The 14,909-nt window shown below is 31.8% G+C and carries 15 protein-coding genes and 1 tRNA gene; 8 read left to right on the forward strand and 8 right to left on the reverse strand.

Annotated elements, in window-relative coordinates; all coding sequences use genetic code 11:
* The first annotated feature begins 79 nt into the window (after positions 1 to 79).
* The 4 genes from ftsZ (at position 80) to ACQ629_RS10215 (ending at position 3,508) form a co-directional block, all read left to right on the forward strand.
* Complete coding sequence (gene ftsZ, locus ACQ629_RS10200; RefSeq protein WP_483707202.1) at positions 80 to 1,948, forward strand: cell division protein FtsZ; 1,869 nt, start codon at positions 80 to 82, stop codon at positions 1,946 to 1,948.
* Positions 1,949 to 2,016: 68 nt separating this feature from the next.
* A complete protein-coding gene (locus ACQ629_RS10205; RefSeq protein WP_483704706.1) occupies positions 2,017 to 2,463 on the forward strand; it encodes a GatB/YqeY domain-containing protein in 447 nt (148 codons plus the stop codon).
* A gap of 6 nt (positions 2,464 to 2,469) precedes the next feature.
* Positions 2,470 to 2,543 (forward strand) — tRNA-Arg (locus tag ACQ629_RS10210).
* Between the two features lie 149 nt (positions 2,544 to 2,692).
* The gene (locus tag ACQ629_RS10215; RefSeq protein ID WP_483704708.1) at positions 2,693 to 3,508 is read left to right on the forward strand and encodes a zinc-dependent peptidase; all 816 of its coding nucleotides are present in this window, start codon (positions 2,693 to 2,695) and stop codon (positions 3,506 to 3,508) included.
* On the opposite strand, the gene ACQ629_RS10220 is transcribed toward ACQ629_RS10215, so the two are convergent.
* From ACQ629_RS10220 to ACQ629_RS10230, 3 genes are all read right to left on the reverse strand, one after another.
* Positions 3,497 to 4,129 carry a Crp/Fnr family transcriptional regulator gene (locus ACQ629_RS10220; RefSeq protein WP_483704710.1) on the reverse strand — a complete coding sequence of 211 codons (633 nt, stop codon included), beginning with the start codon at positions 4,127 to 4,129 and terminating at the stop codon, positions 3,497 to 3,499. The genes ACQ629_RS10215 and ACQ629_RS10220 overlap by 12 nt on opposite strands.
* Positions 4,130 to 4,141: 12 nt before the next feature.
* Positions 4,142 to 4,798: a ribulose-phosphate 3-epimerase gene (rpe, locus tag ACQ629_RS10225; RefSeq protein ID WP_483704712.1), complete on the reverse strand. Its 657-nt coding sequence runs from the start codon at positions 4,796 to 4,798 to the stop codon at positions 4,142 to 4,144.
* Positions 4,799 to 5,108: 310 nt separating this feature from the next.
* Positions 5,109 to 5,972: a sigma-70 family RNA polymerase sigma factor gene (locus tag ACQ629_RS10230; RefSeq protein WP_028890199.1), complete on the reverse strand. Its 864-nt coding sequence runs from the start codon at positions 5,970 to 5,972 to the stop codon at positions 5,109 to 5,111.
* Between the two features lie 220 nt (positions 5,973 to 6,192).
* Here ACQ629_RS10230 and ACQ629_RS10235 point away from each other — a divergent pair, with 220 nt between their 5' ends.
* The 3 genes from ACQ629_RS10235 to ACQ629_RS10245 are packed head-to-tail and all read left to right on the forward strand — an operon-like array spanning position 6,193 to position 7,800.
* Positions 6,193 to 6,762, forward strand: coding sequence for an RNA polymerase sigma factor (locus ACQ629_RS10235; RefSeq protein WP_483704714.1), 570 nt, complete (start codon positions 6,193 to 6,195; stop codon positions 6,760 to 6,762).
* A 5-nt stretch (positions 6,763 to 6,767) separates the two neighbouring features.
* Positions 6,768 to 6,962, forward strand: a complete 195-nt coding sequence (locus ACQ629_RS10240; RefSeq protein ID WP_483704716.1) for a hypothetical protein — start codon at positions 6,768 to 6,770, stop codon at positions 6,960 to 6,962.
* A gap of 19 nt (positions 6,963 to 6,981) precedes the next feature.
* Complete coding sequence (locus tag ACQ629_RS10245) at positions 6,982 to 7,800, forward strand: mechanosensitive ion channel family protein (protein ID WP_483704718.1); 819 nt, start codon at positions 6,982 to 6,984, stop codon at positions 7,798 to 7,800.
* Positions 7,801 to 7,938: 138 nt separating this feature from the next.
* Here ACQ629_RS10245 and porT read toward each other — a convergent pair whose 3' ends face one another.
* From porT to ACQ629_RS10270, 5 genes are all read right to left on the reverse strand, one after another.
* Positions 7,939 to 8,640, reverse strand: a complete 702-nt coding sequence (gene porT, locus ACQ629_RS10250) for a type IX secretion/gliding motility protein PorT/SprT (RefSeq protein WP_483704720.1) — start codon at positions 8,638 to 8,640, stop codon at positions 7,939 to 7,941.
* A 1-nt stretch (position 8,641) separates the two neighbouring features.
* Positions 8,642 to 9,370 carry a bifunctional demethylmenaquinone methyltransferase/2-methoxy-6-polyprenyl-1,4-benzoquinol methylase UbiE gene (ubiE, locus tag ACQ629_RS10255; RefSeq protein WP_483704722.1) on the reverse strand — a complete coding sequence of 243 codons (729 nt, stop codon included), beginning with the start codon at positions 9,368 to 9,370 and terminating at the stop codon, positions 8,642 to 8,644.
* A 12-nt stretch (positions 9,371 to 9,382) separates the two neighbouring features.
* On the reverse strand, positions 9,383 to 10,276 hold the full coding sequence (locus ACQ629_RS10260) for a NifU family protein (RefSeq protein ID WP_483704724.1): 894 nt from the start codon (positions 10,274 to 10,276) through the stop codon (positions 9,383 to 9,385).
* A 103-nt stretch (positions 10,277 to 10,379) separates the two neighbouring features.
* A complete protein-coding gene (locus ACQ629_RS10265) occupies positions 10,380 to 11,732 on the reverse strand; it encodes an OmpP1/FadL family transporter (protein WP_483704726.1) in 1,353 nt (450 codons plus the stop codon).
* 49 nt (positions 11,733 to 11,781) lie between these two features.
* Complete coding sequence (locus tag ACQ629_RS10270; protein WP_483704728.1) at positions 11,782 to 12,984, reverse strand: hypothetical protein; 1,203 nt, start codon at positions 12,982 to 12,984, stop codon at positions 11,782 to 11,784.
* 147 nt (positions 12,985 to 13,131) lie between these two features.
* Between ACQ629_RS10270 and proS the strand changes: the two genes are divergently transcribed.
* Complete coding sequence (proS, locus tag ACQ629_RS10275; protein WP_483704730.1) at positions 13,132 to 14,610, forward strand: proline--tRNA ligase; 1,479 nt, start codon at positions 13,132 to 13,134, stop codon at positions 14,608 to 14,610.
* Positions 14,611 to 14,909: the final 299 nt, after the last annotated feature.

Consider the following 14,909-nt stretch of genomic DNA (forward strand, 5'->3'; position numbering starts at 1 on the left):
TAATTATATAAAGTAAGTATTCTTTTTTACCCCTTAAAAAAGAATGCAAATGAATAAAAAATTAAAAAGAAAAGTTATTATGAGTACAGAATTCAATAACATTTCATTCGACATGCCAAAAACACAATCGAATGCTATTAAAGTAATTGGTGTTGGTGGGGGAGGAAGCAATGCTGTAGACCACATGTTTAATAAGCAAATTCACGGTGTAGATTTCGTGATTTGTAACACAGATGCGCAAGCACTAGAAAGCAGTCCGATTCCGAATAAAATTCAATTAGGAGCACACCTAACTTCTGGTTTAGGGGCAGGAGCAAACCCTGATGTTGGTGCGCAAGCAGCGGCAGAAAGTATTCAAGAGATTCAGCAAATGTTAAGCACACATACTAAAATGGTATTTATTACCGCAGGTATGGGTGGAGGTACAGGTACAGGAGCAGCGCCTATTATAGCTAAGATAGCAAAAGATATGGATATTTTAACGGTAGGTATCGTTACAATGCCATTTCAGTTTGAAGGGAGAATGCGTACCAAACAAGCTCAGAAAGGAATAGATGAATTACGTAAAAACGTAGATTCACTTATTGTAATAAATAACAATAAATTACGAGAAGTTTACGGGAATTTAGGTTTTAAGGCTGGTTTCTCTAAAGCTGATGAAGTTTTAGCAACTGCGGCTAAAGGTATTGCTGAAGTAATTACGCATCATTATAAGCAAAACATTGATTTACATGACGCTAAAACAGTTCTTTCTAACAGTGGAACGGCAATTATGGGGTCAGCTAAAGAAACAGGTGATAACCGTGCTAAAAACGCAATAATAAAAGCATTAGATTCTCCGTTGTTAAACGATAATAAAATTACCGGTGCTAAAAACGTATTATTATTAATTGTATCAGGCGCTAATGAGGTTACTTTAGATGAAATCGGAGAAATTAATGATTATATTCAGGATGAAGCTGGTTATGATGCAAATATTATCATGGGAGTTGGTGAAGATGAGTCTTTAGAAGATGGCATTGCTGTAACTATTGTTGCAACAGGTTTTACAGCTGATCAACAAGGAACGATTACAGATACAGAAGTAAAAAAAATTGTTCATACTCTAGAGGATGAACAAAAAGCTACCTATAATTTTGGAGAACAAAAAGTACAAGTAGCACCAAGTATTAACCAACCTTTTTCGGGCGGAGCGCCAAGTAAAGTTGTTCATGTTTTAGAAGAGGAAAAAGAAGAGTCAAGGCTAAATTTAATTCCAACTACGGATGTAATAAAAAATATTAACGTTGTTTATGAAGAAGTTGCATTAGAAACAATTTCTGAAGACGATTTTATTATTACCAATATAGCTGAGCAAGAAATTGTAAAAAAAGAGGTACAACAGCAACCTATTCAACAGGATTTATTGTTTGATTTACCGGTAAATTCATATGAAGAAATAACGCCAGTAGCACCAATTATAGCAACTACAAATGAAATTAAAAACATAAAAGTTGTAGCTCAAGAGATAAAACCACAGGTACATCAAGTAGAGAAACGTTATGTTTTAGATGATTTTAATGTGCAGCCAACGATTGGCAAAAGTTCTACTCCGGTTGTTAAAGAAGAAGTTGAAGAGTCTTTGCAGTTTAAAGTAAAAACTAAAACTTTAGAAGAAATTAACAATATAGAAACTACAAGTGAAGAAATATCTCCTTTAGAAATTACGATATCCGAATTGCAAAAAAGAACGCAAGAAAGACGTGATAAAATGAAAGGATTTAATTATAAATTCAACGATCAAGTAAATAAAAACATTGATGAAATTGAGCGTCAGCCTGCATATAAAAGGTTTGGTGTAGATATTAATACCGGATCTGATATCAGTAAATCAGATACTGCATTAAATACAGAAAATAACGATTTGTTACGTTCAAATAATTCATTTTTACATGATAATGTAGATTAATAAAAGAAAAATATAATTATAAATTCCCGCTTTGTCGGGAATTTTTTTTAAAAATAAAACAAATAACTATGAGTTTTCAAAAACAAGTAATAGAAAAGATGAAAGAAGCTATGAAGTCGAAAAATACAGTAGCTTTAACGGCTCTTAGGGCGTTGAAATCGGCTTTTATGTTAGCGAATACCGAAACAGGAACTGGAGAAGTTTCAGAAGCAGAAGAATTAAAAATTATCCAAAAACAAGTAAAACAACGAAAAGATAGCGCTGTTATTTTTTCGGAACAAGGAAGAGATGACCTGGCAGAGCCAGAATTAGCGGAAGCGGCTATTTTAGAGCAGTTTTTACCAGAAGCTTTATCAATAGAGGAGATTGAGAAAGTAGTAAAAGAAACTATTGCTAAAGTTGGTGCGGAAGGAATGAAAGATATGGGTAAAGTTATGGGAATGGTGTCAAAACAATTAGCAGGTAAAGCTGATGGTAAAGCAATTTCAATGATTGTGAAAGAAAATTTAGCATAAAAAAATGGCTGCGTAGTTCAATTGGATAGAATATCAGATTTCGGCTCTGAGGGTTGGGGGTTCGAATCCCTTCGCGGTCACAAAGAAAAAAGCAGTAGATTATCTACTGCTTTTTTAGGGGAATAAAAAAAACGGGGACTTTTTTAAAGAAAGAGCTAATGTATACAAGAATTACTTCGCACTGTGTAACATAGGTTACACAGTGCGAAAATTCATTTAATTTATATTAATGAAACAGGTATTCATCATTAAGTATTTGGCTATTTTTATTAGCTTTTTTGGGATTGTAATAAATATAGCAGAATCTATTTACGTTTATATATTTAATAAACCAATTTTTGTTCATTTCTATTTGGTTAAAAAAAAATTACCACGAAATAAGAAAGATTTTTTAATTAATAATATTACTTTTTATCAAAAATTAAATGATAAAAACAAAAGTTATTTTGAGCATAGATTAACTCGTTCTATACGAAATTATGAGTTTATTGAAAGAGAAAATTTTACATTAACTCCAGAGGTTAAGGTTTTAATAGCAGCGACTTATGTTAAGTTAACATTTGGTATGAGAAAGTATTTAACAAGTACTTTTGATAAGGTTGTAGTTTATCCAGGTACCTTTTATTCAGTTATTACAAAGAAATACCATAAAGGAGAGTTTAATCCTGGTTTTAAAATGATAGTGTTCTCATGGGAAGATTTTTTAATAGGAAACATTGTATTAAATGATAATTTAAATCTTGGAATTCATGAGTTTACACATGCTTTAACTTTTCATGGAAAAAGGTCTAAAGATGTTAGTGCAAGAATATTTTACAAAGTATTTGAAGAGATCACAGCATTTATAGACAATAAAAATAATATTGAAGTAATAAAAAAATCTAATTATTTTAGAGAGTATGCATTCACAAATAAGTTAGAGTATGTAGCTGTTATTATGGAGCATTTCTTTGAAACCCCAGAAGATTTGCATAATAAATTTCCAGAGCTTTATAGAAAAATTAAGGTTATGCTTAATTATAACTCAATAAAGTTAAAGTGCTAATATTTTTATTTGATTTCTTCGTAACTCGATTTTTGATTGTTTCTCTAAAGCTTTTAGTAATCTAGAAACAACGACTCTAGAGGTGTGTAAGTCGTTTGCTACCTGTAAATGAGTAACGTTTAAAGTGTCGTTACCAACAACCATTGCTTTATCTTTTAAATACTTGTATAAGCGCTCATCCATATTTAAAAAAGCAATAGAATCTACAGCTTCAATAAACTCATTAAGCCTAGCGTGGTAGCTTAATAAAATATACTCTTGCCAAGTTTTATACTTACTTAACCATTCGGACATTTTACTTTTAGGTATCATTAATAGTGAAACATCAGTCTCAGCAATTGCTTTAATTTTGCTTTTTGTTTCTCCCATGCAGCAAGAAAGTGTCATAGCACAAGTATCGCCTTTTTCTATATAGTATAAAACTAATTCTTCACCCTCTTTATCTTCTCTTAGTATTTTAATAGCGCCACTTATTATTAAAGGAATAGAAGTCATATTGCTATCAATATCAATAATGATAGCATCTTCATCAAATTCCTTATAAGTAGCAACGTTAGCGATTTCATTAATTAAATCGTCTTCAAATAAATAACCATAATGTTGTTTAAGTTTGTCTATCAATTTATTTGTATTTTAATTTACTAATTCTTTTAAGTTTTTAATAGTCTCGGTTGGGTTGTCACTTTTAAAAACATAGCTACCAGCTACTAAAACATCAGCGCCAGCTTCAATAAGTTTATTGGCATTTTTATCGGTTACACCTCCGTCAATTTCTATTTGACATTCAGAATTAGAAAACTCGATTAAGTGTTTTAACTGATTTACTTTTTTATAAGTATTTTCTATGAAAGATTGCCCGCCAAAACCAGGGTTTACACTCATGATACAGACTAAATCTAAATCAGCAATTACGTCTTCTATAACAGCAATTGGTGTGTGCGGATTCAAGGCAACTCCGGCTTTCATTCCTGCCGCTTTTATAGCTTGAATAGTTCTGTGTAAATGTGTACAAGCTTCGAAGTGTACCGTTAAAATATCGGCTCCTAAGTCAGCAAATGTTTGAATGTATTGATCAGGATTAACAATCATTAAATGTACATCGATTGTTTTTTTTGCATGTTTTGTAATTGCTTTTAAAACAGGCATTCCGAAAGATATATTTGGTACAAAAACACCATCCATAATATCAATATGAAACCAATCGGCATCACTACTGTTTACCATTTCGATGTCTCTTTGAAGGTTCGCGAAATCTGCTGCTAAAATTGATGGTGCAATTAATTTACTCATTTGTTTGTTGTTGTGTTGTTATTTTGTGTAAAGGTAATTAATTAGATTTTGCGAGAAACAATGGATCGCTAATAAAATTGTTAAATATAGTTGGTCCTGATTGAACTATTTGTTTGAGCTCTTTTTTACTGTCAATTTGAGTGAATTTTAAGCATGAAAAATTTATATCAAAAAAGCAGTGAAAAAAGCGAGTAATGAAAGCAGGAAATGGCTTCAAATAAAAAACTCTCGAAAATTAATTCGAGAGTTTTTTATTTGTTTCATGCTTTTCTAAAGCATGAGTGAGATACCAAAAGAGGGCTTCGACCTTCTAACCTAGGTATGTCATTAATATTTTAGATCTAGAGGTGTGTTTTAATCTACGAATTGCTTTTTCTTTAATCTGACGAACACGCTCACGAGTTAAATCGAAAGTTTCACCAATTTCTTCTAAAGTCATTGGTTGGTGTTCTCCTAAACCGAAGTATAATTTTACAACATCAGCTTCACGAGGCGTTAATGTTTCTAACGCACGGTTAATTTCAATACGTAAAGACTCGTGTAATAATGTTTTATCTGGATTTGGTGATTCACCTGAGTTTAATACATCGTATAGATTAGAATCTTCACCTTCAATTAAAGGAGCATCCATGGATACGTGACGACCAGAGTTTTTCATAGACTCTTTTACGTCATTTACAGTCATGTCTAGCTTCTTCGCAATTTCTTCAGGACTTGGGGGTCTTTCATTTTCTTGCTCTAAGAAAGCATACATTTTGTTAATCTTGTTGATAGATCCAATCTTGTTTAACGGCAAACGTACAATACGAGATTGTTCTGCTAATGCTTGTAATATAGATTGACGAATCCACCATACAGCATACGAGATAAATTTAAAACCACGAGTTTCATCAAAACGTTTTGCTGCTTTAATTAAACCTAAATTACCTTCATTAATTAAATCTGGCAATGTTAATCCTTGATTTTGATATTGCTTTGCTACCGAAACAACGAAACGTAAGTTAGCTTTAGTTAATTTTTCTAAGGCTCTTTGGTCACCAGCTTTAATTCTTTGTGCTAATTCAACTTCTTCATCGGCAGTAATTAAATCTACCTTTCCTATTTCTTGTAAATATTTATCTAATGAAGCGGTTTCTCTGTTAGTAACCTGTTTGGTAATCTTTAGTTGTCTCATCTAATTAAGTAATATTTTTAATTCATCAATCCGTCTACATTAGTTTATACGTATGATGTTTCAATAATGTTACAAAAAAATAAATTTTTTTCATTTATTTCGCCAAAGAGTTAAATAATTGTTAAATTGTAAGTGATAAAGAAATGGTAGAGGTTATTCTCTTTACAAGAACCTAAAATAATTACAGGTTGAATTATACATCTAGAATTATATTTAATTATTGAAAGCTCTTGAAGATATAAAATTAAGTGATGAGGAGTTAGTTAGTAAAATAGTAGAAAAAAATGACACTCATTTATTTGCTATTTTATATGACCGTTATGCAGGTGTTGTATATAACAAATGTTATGGTTTTTCTAAAAGCAAAGAAGAGTCTCAGGATTTAACACATGATGTATTTATTAGGTTATTTGTTAAATTAAGAACCTTTAAAGGAAAATCTAAGTTTTCTACATGGTTATATTCCTTCACCTATAATTTCTGTGTAAATTATGTGCAAAGAAATAAAGAGAAGAAAAAAGAAAAAGTAACTGTTGTAACAGATAATATTAAGGAAGAAACTAATGAAAACGAAATAGATGACGCTACTTTATTTAAATTAAAAGCAACTAAATTAGCAAAAGCACTGGATAGAATAGGAGTTTCTGAAAAGATGATTTTATTGATGAAATATCAAGATGATATGAGTATTAAAGAAATTTCAGAGGCATTAGAAATAGGAGCCAGCGCAGTGAAAATGCGTTTAAAACGAGCAAAAGAAAAAGTTGTAAAAGCATACAATGCACTTTAATAATTATGGAGAATCCATTTAAGATAATATTACATAATGAAGAGTTGCCCGAAAAACTTAAAGAGAGGGTGCTAGATGATGTAGCAATGATAAAGCTATCGATAGATATGGCAGATTTATTTGTGGTAAAATACCCACGTACAATCATTGATCTATTGGGAGGCGGTATTTTTAAAAGCGAAGCTAACGATAATGAATAATTGAACTAATACGATTATTATGAATATATTAAAAATTGATATTATAAAGCCTTTTAAAAATATTTTTCAAAATATCATCGACTCATTACCTACAGTTCTAGGTTTTATTGGTTTTGTCTTGCTATCCTGGTTGATAATTAAACTTTTATTGTTTGTTGTTAAAAAAACATTAACAAAAACAAAGATTGATGAATTGTCTAAAAAGCTAATTGAAAATCAAATATTCGGTAGTTCTTCTACAAATATTGTGTTAACAAGCGTAATACTTACAGTGTTAAAATGGTTTTTAATTTTAACGTTTGTAATGGCTGGTGCAAATATTTTTGGTATAAATGTGGTTTCTGAGGGTATTACAAGCTTTTTTGCTTATTTGCCTAAATTATTAACAGCTTTAGGTATTTTTATTGCTGGTGTTTATTTAGGGGGGGTGTTTAAAAAAACAATACAAGCAATGTTTAAATCTTTAGAAATATCTGGAGGAAACTTGGTAGGGAATATTATTTTTTATTTGGTAGTAGTTTTTTTATCAATAACAGCATTAGATCAAGCAGGTGTAGATACTTCAATAATAAAAAGCAATCTAACGCTTTTAATAGGTTCTGTCCTTTTAGCATTTACTTTGGCTTTTGGCTTGGGGGCTAAAGAAGTTGTTGTAAGGTTACTTTATGGCTATTATTCAAGAAAAAATATTGGGGTAGGGCAAAAAGTTGTTATAGGAGATGTTGAAGGTGTTGTCGTAGCGATAGATAATATTTGTTTAACAGTTTCAACAAGTAAAGGAAAAATTGTTTTTCCGATTAAAGAGGTGGTAAACAGTAAAATAGTTGTTAAAAACTAACGATTTTCGTGTTTTTATTTTATCTTTGTTGAAGGCTATAAAGAATAAATTAAAAAAATGATAGATTTCGGGGGACTTCTATCTTATCAGTAAAGATTTTATCTTTACTGATTGACCATCGAAAGATGGTCATTTTTTTTACTCAAAAGATAAGTGTAGAAAAACACCTCTTGTACCTAAGAAGTCAATAGGATCTGTCCATTGACTTGGGTTTGTATTGTCGTAAACGGCTTCGTTATTAATGGCGAAAATACCTCTAATAGAAGGAGAGAATTTAAAATAACTTAAATAGATATCTATCCCAATACCTACTTCGTACATTATATTACTAGAAGTAGTTCTAAATTCACCACCAAAATTATCATCACTATTATTTTCGTTACTAGAAAAATTATAATCGAATGACATACCTCCTAATACATAAGGCCTAACATTATTAAGTCTGTTAGTGCTAAACTTTAAGATAAAAGGGAGGTGTAAATAAGTAGCAGCTACTTCTCTTTCTTTCTGGTTCTCTGTGCCAACAATATGTTTAAAACGTAATGTTTTAGTGTTAGACATTAAACCTGGTTCAAAACGTAGGTTAATGTTGTTGTGAAGTCTTAAATCAGCAATTAAACCAACGTTAAACCCAATAGATGAACTCACTTCTATTTCAGCATTATTAAATGAGCTAGGTTTATAAGCAACTTTATATCCATTATTGTTTAAACCTAGGTAAAATCCATAATGAAATATAGGTTTGTCAAAACTAGGAAGGTTTAATATCTTTTCACTTTGCGCTTGAGAGCTAATTGTGATAAATGCGAAAAATCCGAAGAATAAAAGTTTTTTTAACATACTATTTTAAAGCGGTATAAATTGATGCAACACCAAAAGTTACAGGTAAATTCTTTGCATTGTTAAACCCATTTTTTTGTAAAATATTGTTAAAGGCTTCACCGAAAGGAAAAGAATTAGCACTTTCTGATAAATAAGAGTATGCAACTTTATCTTTTGAAAAAAGTTTACCAATAATTGGTAAGATAAAATTAGTGTAAAACTTATATCCTTGTTTAAAGGGGAACTTAGTAGGGTTAGAGGTTTCTAACACTACAAATTTACCTCCAGGTTTTAAAACACGAAATATTTCAGTTAAACCTTTGTCGAGGTTTTCAAAGTTACGTACCCCAAAAGAAACGGTTATAGCATCAAAAGTATTGTCATCAAAAGGCATGTTTTCACTATCGCCAACAATCATTTCAATCTTATCACTTAAGTTTGCTTTTGCAATTTTTTGCTTACCAACGGCTAGCATTCCTGCAGATATATCTAAACCTACAATTCTTTGCGGATTTAATTTCGCCATCATTAAAGCCAAATCACCTGTTCCGGTAGCGATGTCTAAAATGTGTTGCGGATTATTTTCACCAACTAATTTCACCACTTTTTTTCGCCAACTTACATCAATTCCTAAAGAGATAACGCGATTTAAGCCGTCGTAATCTTCAGAAATATTGTCGAACATTTTTGCAACTTGCTCTTTTTTTCCTAATTCAGAATCTTTGTATGGTTTGATGGTTTTAGACATGTAATTTAAAAATTATCCGTTAATAGCAACTACTTCATTAATCTGATTTGGCAGCATATCTTTAAGCATGGTTTCAATACCATTTTTTAAAGTTACGGTTGATGAAGGGCAGCCACTACATGCTCCTTGAAGAACTACACTCACTGTTTTTGTTTCTTTGTCGTATGATTGAAACGCAATGTTTCCTCCATCTGAAGCTACAGCTGGTTTAATGTATTCATCTAAAATATCAACTATTTTAGCTTCTGTTTCTGTTAAATCTTCCTTCGGAATTTCAACATTTTGTTTTGTTTGTTGTTTTGGAAGCTCTTGTATAATTGTTTTTCCGTCTTGAATATAGGTTCTAATAAATGAACGAATTTCTTGATGAACTTCATTCCACTCTATCATATCGTATTTTGTAATAGACACGTAGTTCTCAGAAATAAAAATTTCTTTAACAAAAGAGAAACCAAATAATTCTGTTGCTAAAGGTGAAGATTTACTAGCTTCTTCAATGTTTTTAAACTCAACATCAGTTTGCGTAAGTGCTTTGTTTGAGCCGAATTTCATTACAGCCGGATTCGGTGTAACTTCAGCATATACTTCAACAGCATCTTTTTTAGTTGTTTCTTCCTGTACAAGCGTATTACCTTCTTGTAAATAATTTTCTATTTGTTGGCGAACTTCTTCTTCAACATCATCCCATTGAACAATATCAAAACGCTGAATAGCAATGAAGTTAGCAGTTATTAGTATTTTTTTTACAAAAGGAAGGTAAAAAAGTTGTTGTGCTAAAGGTGAGTTTTTAGCATCGTCTATATTGTTAAACTCGTAACTACCACCGTTTACTAAAATTGTGTTACTCACAAATTTAAGAATGGTTTCGTTATTAGTTTCTTGTAATGTTATTTTTAGTGTGCTCATAGGTTGTAAAATAAAGTGCAAAATTACGGTAAAAAAGTGAGATATGTATATATAAAACATCCTGCAAAAGCAGGATGTTTTATATATATTGTTTATGATAGAATTATAGGCTAAAAGTAATGGTTCCTGAAACTCTACTAGTATTGTTATCTATGTTTAAATCACCATGATTATATATGGTGTAATATTGCCTGTTTTCGTATTTACTGTATGATAAATCAAATTTCATGTTTCCGAAATTATAACCTAAACCAGCTGAATATCCTTTGATATTATCTTTGTTTGTATTGCCTCCTAAAAGTAAGTTAGGGTCTTTTTCATAATGATACCCACCTCTAATACTCATTTTGTCGAAACGCCATTCTGTACCAATATTTAAAGCATGTGTGTTGCGGTAATTATTGGTGAAGTTTGCGTTTTCTTGATTAAAATCACCATTATTAAATTTAATGTTTTTATAATTTTTATAAGTATAATCAACACTAATTAAACCTTGTTTGCCAAAAATATAGGCACCACTGGCAGTTAGTCTTCCTGGAGATTTAAATTTGTAAGCGTAAGAATCTGGACCAATAACATCAAAATCTGCATCAATATTTAAATCTTCAACTTCATTCATTATCAATTCATCATAATAGTCTTCAATAACTTCTTGATACCAAGTTGGTGTTTCATAAGCTAAACCAACTCTTATATTTTGATTTATTTTATAGATAAAACCTAGGCTAAGAGAAAATCCGCTTCCGTGAATATAAGTTTCGGTATAACTTTCTACATCTAAAATATTTCCGTCAACATCGTCATTAACTTCGTTAAAATAAGCTTCTCTATAAAATTCTAAATCATGAAAGTTTAAAGACGCTCCTACAAATAATTTATTTTGATGTACTGCAGAGAAGCCTATATTAAATACACTTGCCTCACCTTCTGTTCTGCTAGAATTATATTGATCTATACTTGCATCAAACTGTGTTTTTACTGGTTTTGTATCAGCAACATGTTCGTTGTAAAATAAGCGATCACTATTACCTTCAGCTGAATAAAAAGCATTAAAATCTTTTTTCATTCTGTAATTAAAACTCAAAGCAAAACGATTCCACTCTGAATTGTAAGCGGTATCAAAAGTTAAAATACCACCAGCCTGACTAACATCAAAATAATTGTCTTGTGTGTTTGTTGTGTTGCCGTAATACATAGACGAATACTCGGTGTTTCTATTATTTAGGGTTACCGAAAATACACTTTTTTGTGCAACAGCAGCTCCCGCTGGGTTAACACTAAAGGCGGAAATATCACCTCCTAAAGCACCAAAAGCGCCGCTCATAGCTTCAAAACGAGCTGTTCCGTAATGATCATCTTTAGAAAACAATATGCCTAAATCATTATAGTCTAATGATTGCGAGAAGGCACTATAAGTACTAGCGACGAGTATCGCGAAAATTAAAATTCGTTTCATGTTTTTTCGTTAATTAGTTTAAAAACCTATTTAGAAAAGTTAGTTTAAATTATCTCCTACCACCTCTAGAGCTTCTACTGCTAGAAGAACTTCTTGAGCTTCTGTTAGAGCTACTTCTAGATGAAGAGCTACGTGAACTCCTAGATGGAGCAGAATAACTTCTTGAACTTTTGCTTTGCGAAGAATAGTTACTATTGCTCTTAGGTTGTTTACTTTTTCTATAATTAGAAGCACTTCTTTTGTTTGATTCTCTCGATTTAGAAGCGCTTTTAGAAGAAGAGCTGTTGTTTCTTGTGCTTCTACCTCTCGTTGAGCTGCTACGACTACTTCGCTTCCCTCTTGTTCCTTTTGCAGACCTGTTTCCGTTAGGATTATATCCTTTTGTGTATCTGCTATTAGAATTACCTCTTGTTGCATTTCTGCCTCGTGTGCTTCTTCTTGATTTTATACCTTTTGTAGAGCGTGTAGCATTGGTGTTACTTCTTCTGTAGGTTTTTGATGATCTTCTAGATGTAGAGTATTTTCGGTTGTTATTTGTGTAGCCTCTGCTATAACCACTTGTTCCTCTTCTTGAGTTTGATGCTGTTCTATGTCCTCTATAATAATTTGCCCCTCTATAAGGTCTGTAGTAACGATTGTTTCCATAATAACTGTTTCTGTAGTACGGGTTGTAGAAACCACCTAATCCAACATAAAAGCCTCGGTTATTAAACCTTCTGTAATCGTAAGGACTCCAGTAATTGTTATATCCCCAACCATAACCGTAAGGTCTCGGCCCCCACCAAGGGTTATTAAAGTTATTATATCCATAAAAATTATCCCACTCATTATAATAGCCCCATCTCGGAGAAGTGTTTATGTTTATTACAATATCACTGTTATTATCATTATAACCCCAAGGTTCATTGTTATTATAGTTGATATTGCTTTCTTCTTCATATATAATATCCTCATCTTCATTGTAATCACCATCATCAGAAGTGTAGTTTTCTATATCAGTAAAAATATCGGTTCCGTTTAAAGCACCTAAGCGCTCAATTTCTTTGGTAAAATAGTTTTCTTCATATTCCTGATATTCATTTTCATCTGCAATAATAACTCTTCTTTGAGGCTGTTCTTGTTGATCATCAGCATAAATACCATCACCACTGTCAGCAACCGTTTGCATTGTTCCGCAAGAAACAAGTGTTGCTACCATAAATAATGATAGAATATAAATAGGTAGCTTAGTGTTGGCGTAATGTAACTTCATCGCTTAAATTTTTAGGTTATTAAAAACTAATTCGAAAACCGGAGTGCAAAATATTATTTCTTTGTTGGGCTTGTACCCTTTTTAATGTAGTTTTGCATAGACAATTTACGCATAAAAAATAACAATATTTATGCCAAACTTTTGAATATGGGCAAACATTTAACAAAAAGAGAAGAAGATTACTCTAAATGGTATAACGAATTAGTTGTAAAGGCTGATTTAGCTGAGAACTCGGCAGTAAGAGGATGTATGGTTATAAAACCTTACGGATTTGCTATTTGGGAAAAAATGCAGGCAGAATTAGACAGAATGTTTAAGGAAACAGGTCATGAAAATGCCTATTTCCCGCTTTTTGTACCTAAAAGTTTATTTGAAGCTGAAGAGAAAAATGCAGAAGGATTTGCAAAAGAATGTGCTGTTGTAACACATTATCGTTTACAAAGCGACCCTGATAAACCAGGGAAGTTAAGAGTAGATCCTGAAGCAAAGTTAGAAGAAGAATTGGTGGTTCGTCCTACTTCTGAAGCTATTATATGGAATACTTATAAAGGTTGGATACAATCATACCGTGATTTGCCTTTGTTAATAAATCAATGGGCAAATGTAGTTCGTTGGGAAATGCGTACACGTTTGTTTTTACGTACGGCTGAATTTTTATGGCAGGAGGGGCATACCGCACATGCTACAAAAGCAGAGGCTATTTCTGAAGCAAAACAAATGCAAGAAGTGTATGCAACATTTGCTGAAGAGTTTATGGCAATGCCAGTAGTAAAAGGAGCTAAATCTGAAAGTGAACGTTTTGCAGGTGCCGATGATACCTTAACTATTGAAGCATTAATGCAAGATGGTAAAGCTTTACAAGCTGGTACATCTCACTTTTTAGGACAGAATTTTGCAAAAGCTTTTGATGTTAAATACACGTCTAAAGAAGGAAAGAAAGAATATGTTTGGGCAACTTCTTGGGGAGTTTCAACACGTTTAATCGGTGGATTAATTATGACGCATTCTGATGATGCAGGATTAGTTTTACCTCCAAAATTAGCGCCAATTCAAGTTGTTATTGTTCCTATATACAAAGGAGAAGAGCAATTAGCAGCTATTGCGGATAAAGTAGATGTGATCGTTAAAGAATTGCGTAAAAAAGGAGTTTCTGTTAAGTTTGATGATAGAGATACTTATAGGCCAGGAGCTAAATTTGCCGAATACGAGTTAAAAGGTGTGCCGGTTAGAATTGCAATGGGTAACCGCGATTTAGAAAACGGTACTGTTGAGGTTGCACGTCGTGACACTTTCGAGAAACAAACGATTGCTATTGATGAAGTAGTGAATGTTGTTGCTAATCTATTAGAAGAAATTCAAGAAAACTTATTTAAAAAGGCTTTAGATTATAGAGCAGCTCATACTACTGAGGTTACAACTTTTGAAGAGTTTAAAGAAGTAATAGAAAATAAAGGAGGTTTCGTATCCGCTCACTGGGACGGAACGACTGATACAGAAGATAAGATTCAGGAATTAACAAAAGCAACCATTAGGTGTATTCCTAACGATGCTAAAGAGGAAGTTGGTAAGTGTATATTTACAGGAAATCCATCCTCAAAAAAAGTTCTTTTTGCGAAAGCATATTAATAAAAATAAAAAACCCTGCAAGTGCAGGGTTTTTTATTTTTATTACCTGTGTAAAACTTCCGTTAAAAAATTTATACCAGGTATTTTTTAAGATTAAAAACGAATGTTTTTAAAAAAAATTATAAGGTTTTAAAATCTATATATAGATAAGTAAGACGATCTAATTGAAGTTAAATGGAGGTCTTTTTTAATATGTGTATTTTCTTAAAGGATATTGTTTCTGATCGTAATTAGCCTTGAGTATTGAAATAGTACTGAAAACTATTGTGTTAGGTTTTGCTTTTTTTAGTTTTTAAGAT

This window comes from Tenacibaculum sp. SM2510 (assembly GCF_057002845.1).

Excerpts from the sequence above, each read along its gene's own strand:
- ftsZ (WP_483707202.1), top strand. The coding sequence starts at position 80 with ATGAGTACAGAATTCAATAACATTTCATTCGACATGCCAAAAACACAA.
- ACQ629_RS10205 (WP_483704706.1), top strand. The coding sequence starts at position 2,017 with ATGAGTTTTCAAAAACAAGTAATAGAAAAGATGAAAGAAGCTATGAAG.
- ACQ629_RS10215 (WP_483704708.1), top strand. The coding sequence starts at position 2,693 with ATGAAACAGGTATTCATCATTAAGTATTTGGCTATTTTTATTAGCTTT.
- rpe (WP_483704712.1), bottom strand. The coding sequence starts at position 4,798 with ATGAGTAAATTAATTGCACCATCAATTTTAGCAGCAGATTTCGCGAAC.
- ACQ629_RS10230 (WP_028890199.1), bottom strand. The coding sequence starts at position 5,972 with ATGAGACAACTAAAGATTACCAAACAGGTTACTAACAGAGAAACCGCT.
- ACQ629_RS10240 (WP_483704716.1), top strand. The coding sequence starts at position 6,768 with ATGGAGAATCCATTTAAGATAATATTACATAATGAAGAGTTGCCCGAA.
- ACQ629_RS10245 (WP_483704718.1), top strand. The coding sequence starts at position 6,982 with ATGAATATATTAAAAATTGATATTATAAAGCCTTTTAAAAATATTTTT.
- porT (WP_483704720.1), bottom strand. The coding sequence starts at position 8,640 with ATGTTAAAAAAACTTTTATTCTTCGGATTTTTCGCATTTATCACAATT.
- ubiE (WP_483704722.1), bottom strand. The coding sequence starts at position 9,370 with ATGTCTAAAACCATCAAACCATACAAAGATTCTGAATTAGGAAAAAAA.
- ACQ629_RS10260 (WP_483704724.1), bottom strand. The coding sequence starts at position 10,276 with ATGAGCACACTAAAAATAACATTACAAGAAACTAATAACGAAACCATT.
- ACQ629_RS10265 (WP_483704726.1), bottom strand. The coding sequence starts at position 11,732 with ATGAAACGAATTTTAATTTTCGCGATACTCGTCGCTAGTACTTATAGT.
- ACQ629_RS10270 (WP_483704728.1), bottom strand. The coding sequence starts at position 12,984 with ATGAAGTTACATTACGCCAACACTAAGCTACCTATTTATATTCTATCA.
- proS (WP_483704730.1), top strand. The coding sequence starts at position 13,132 with ATGGGCAAACATTTAACAAAAAGAGAAGAAGATTACTCTAAATGGTAT.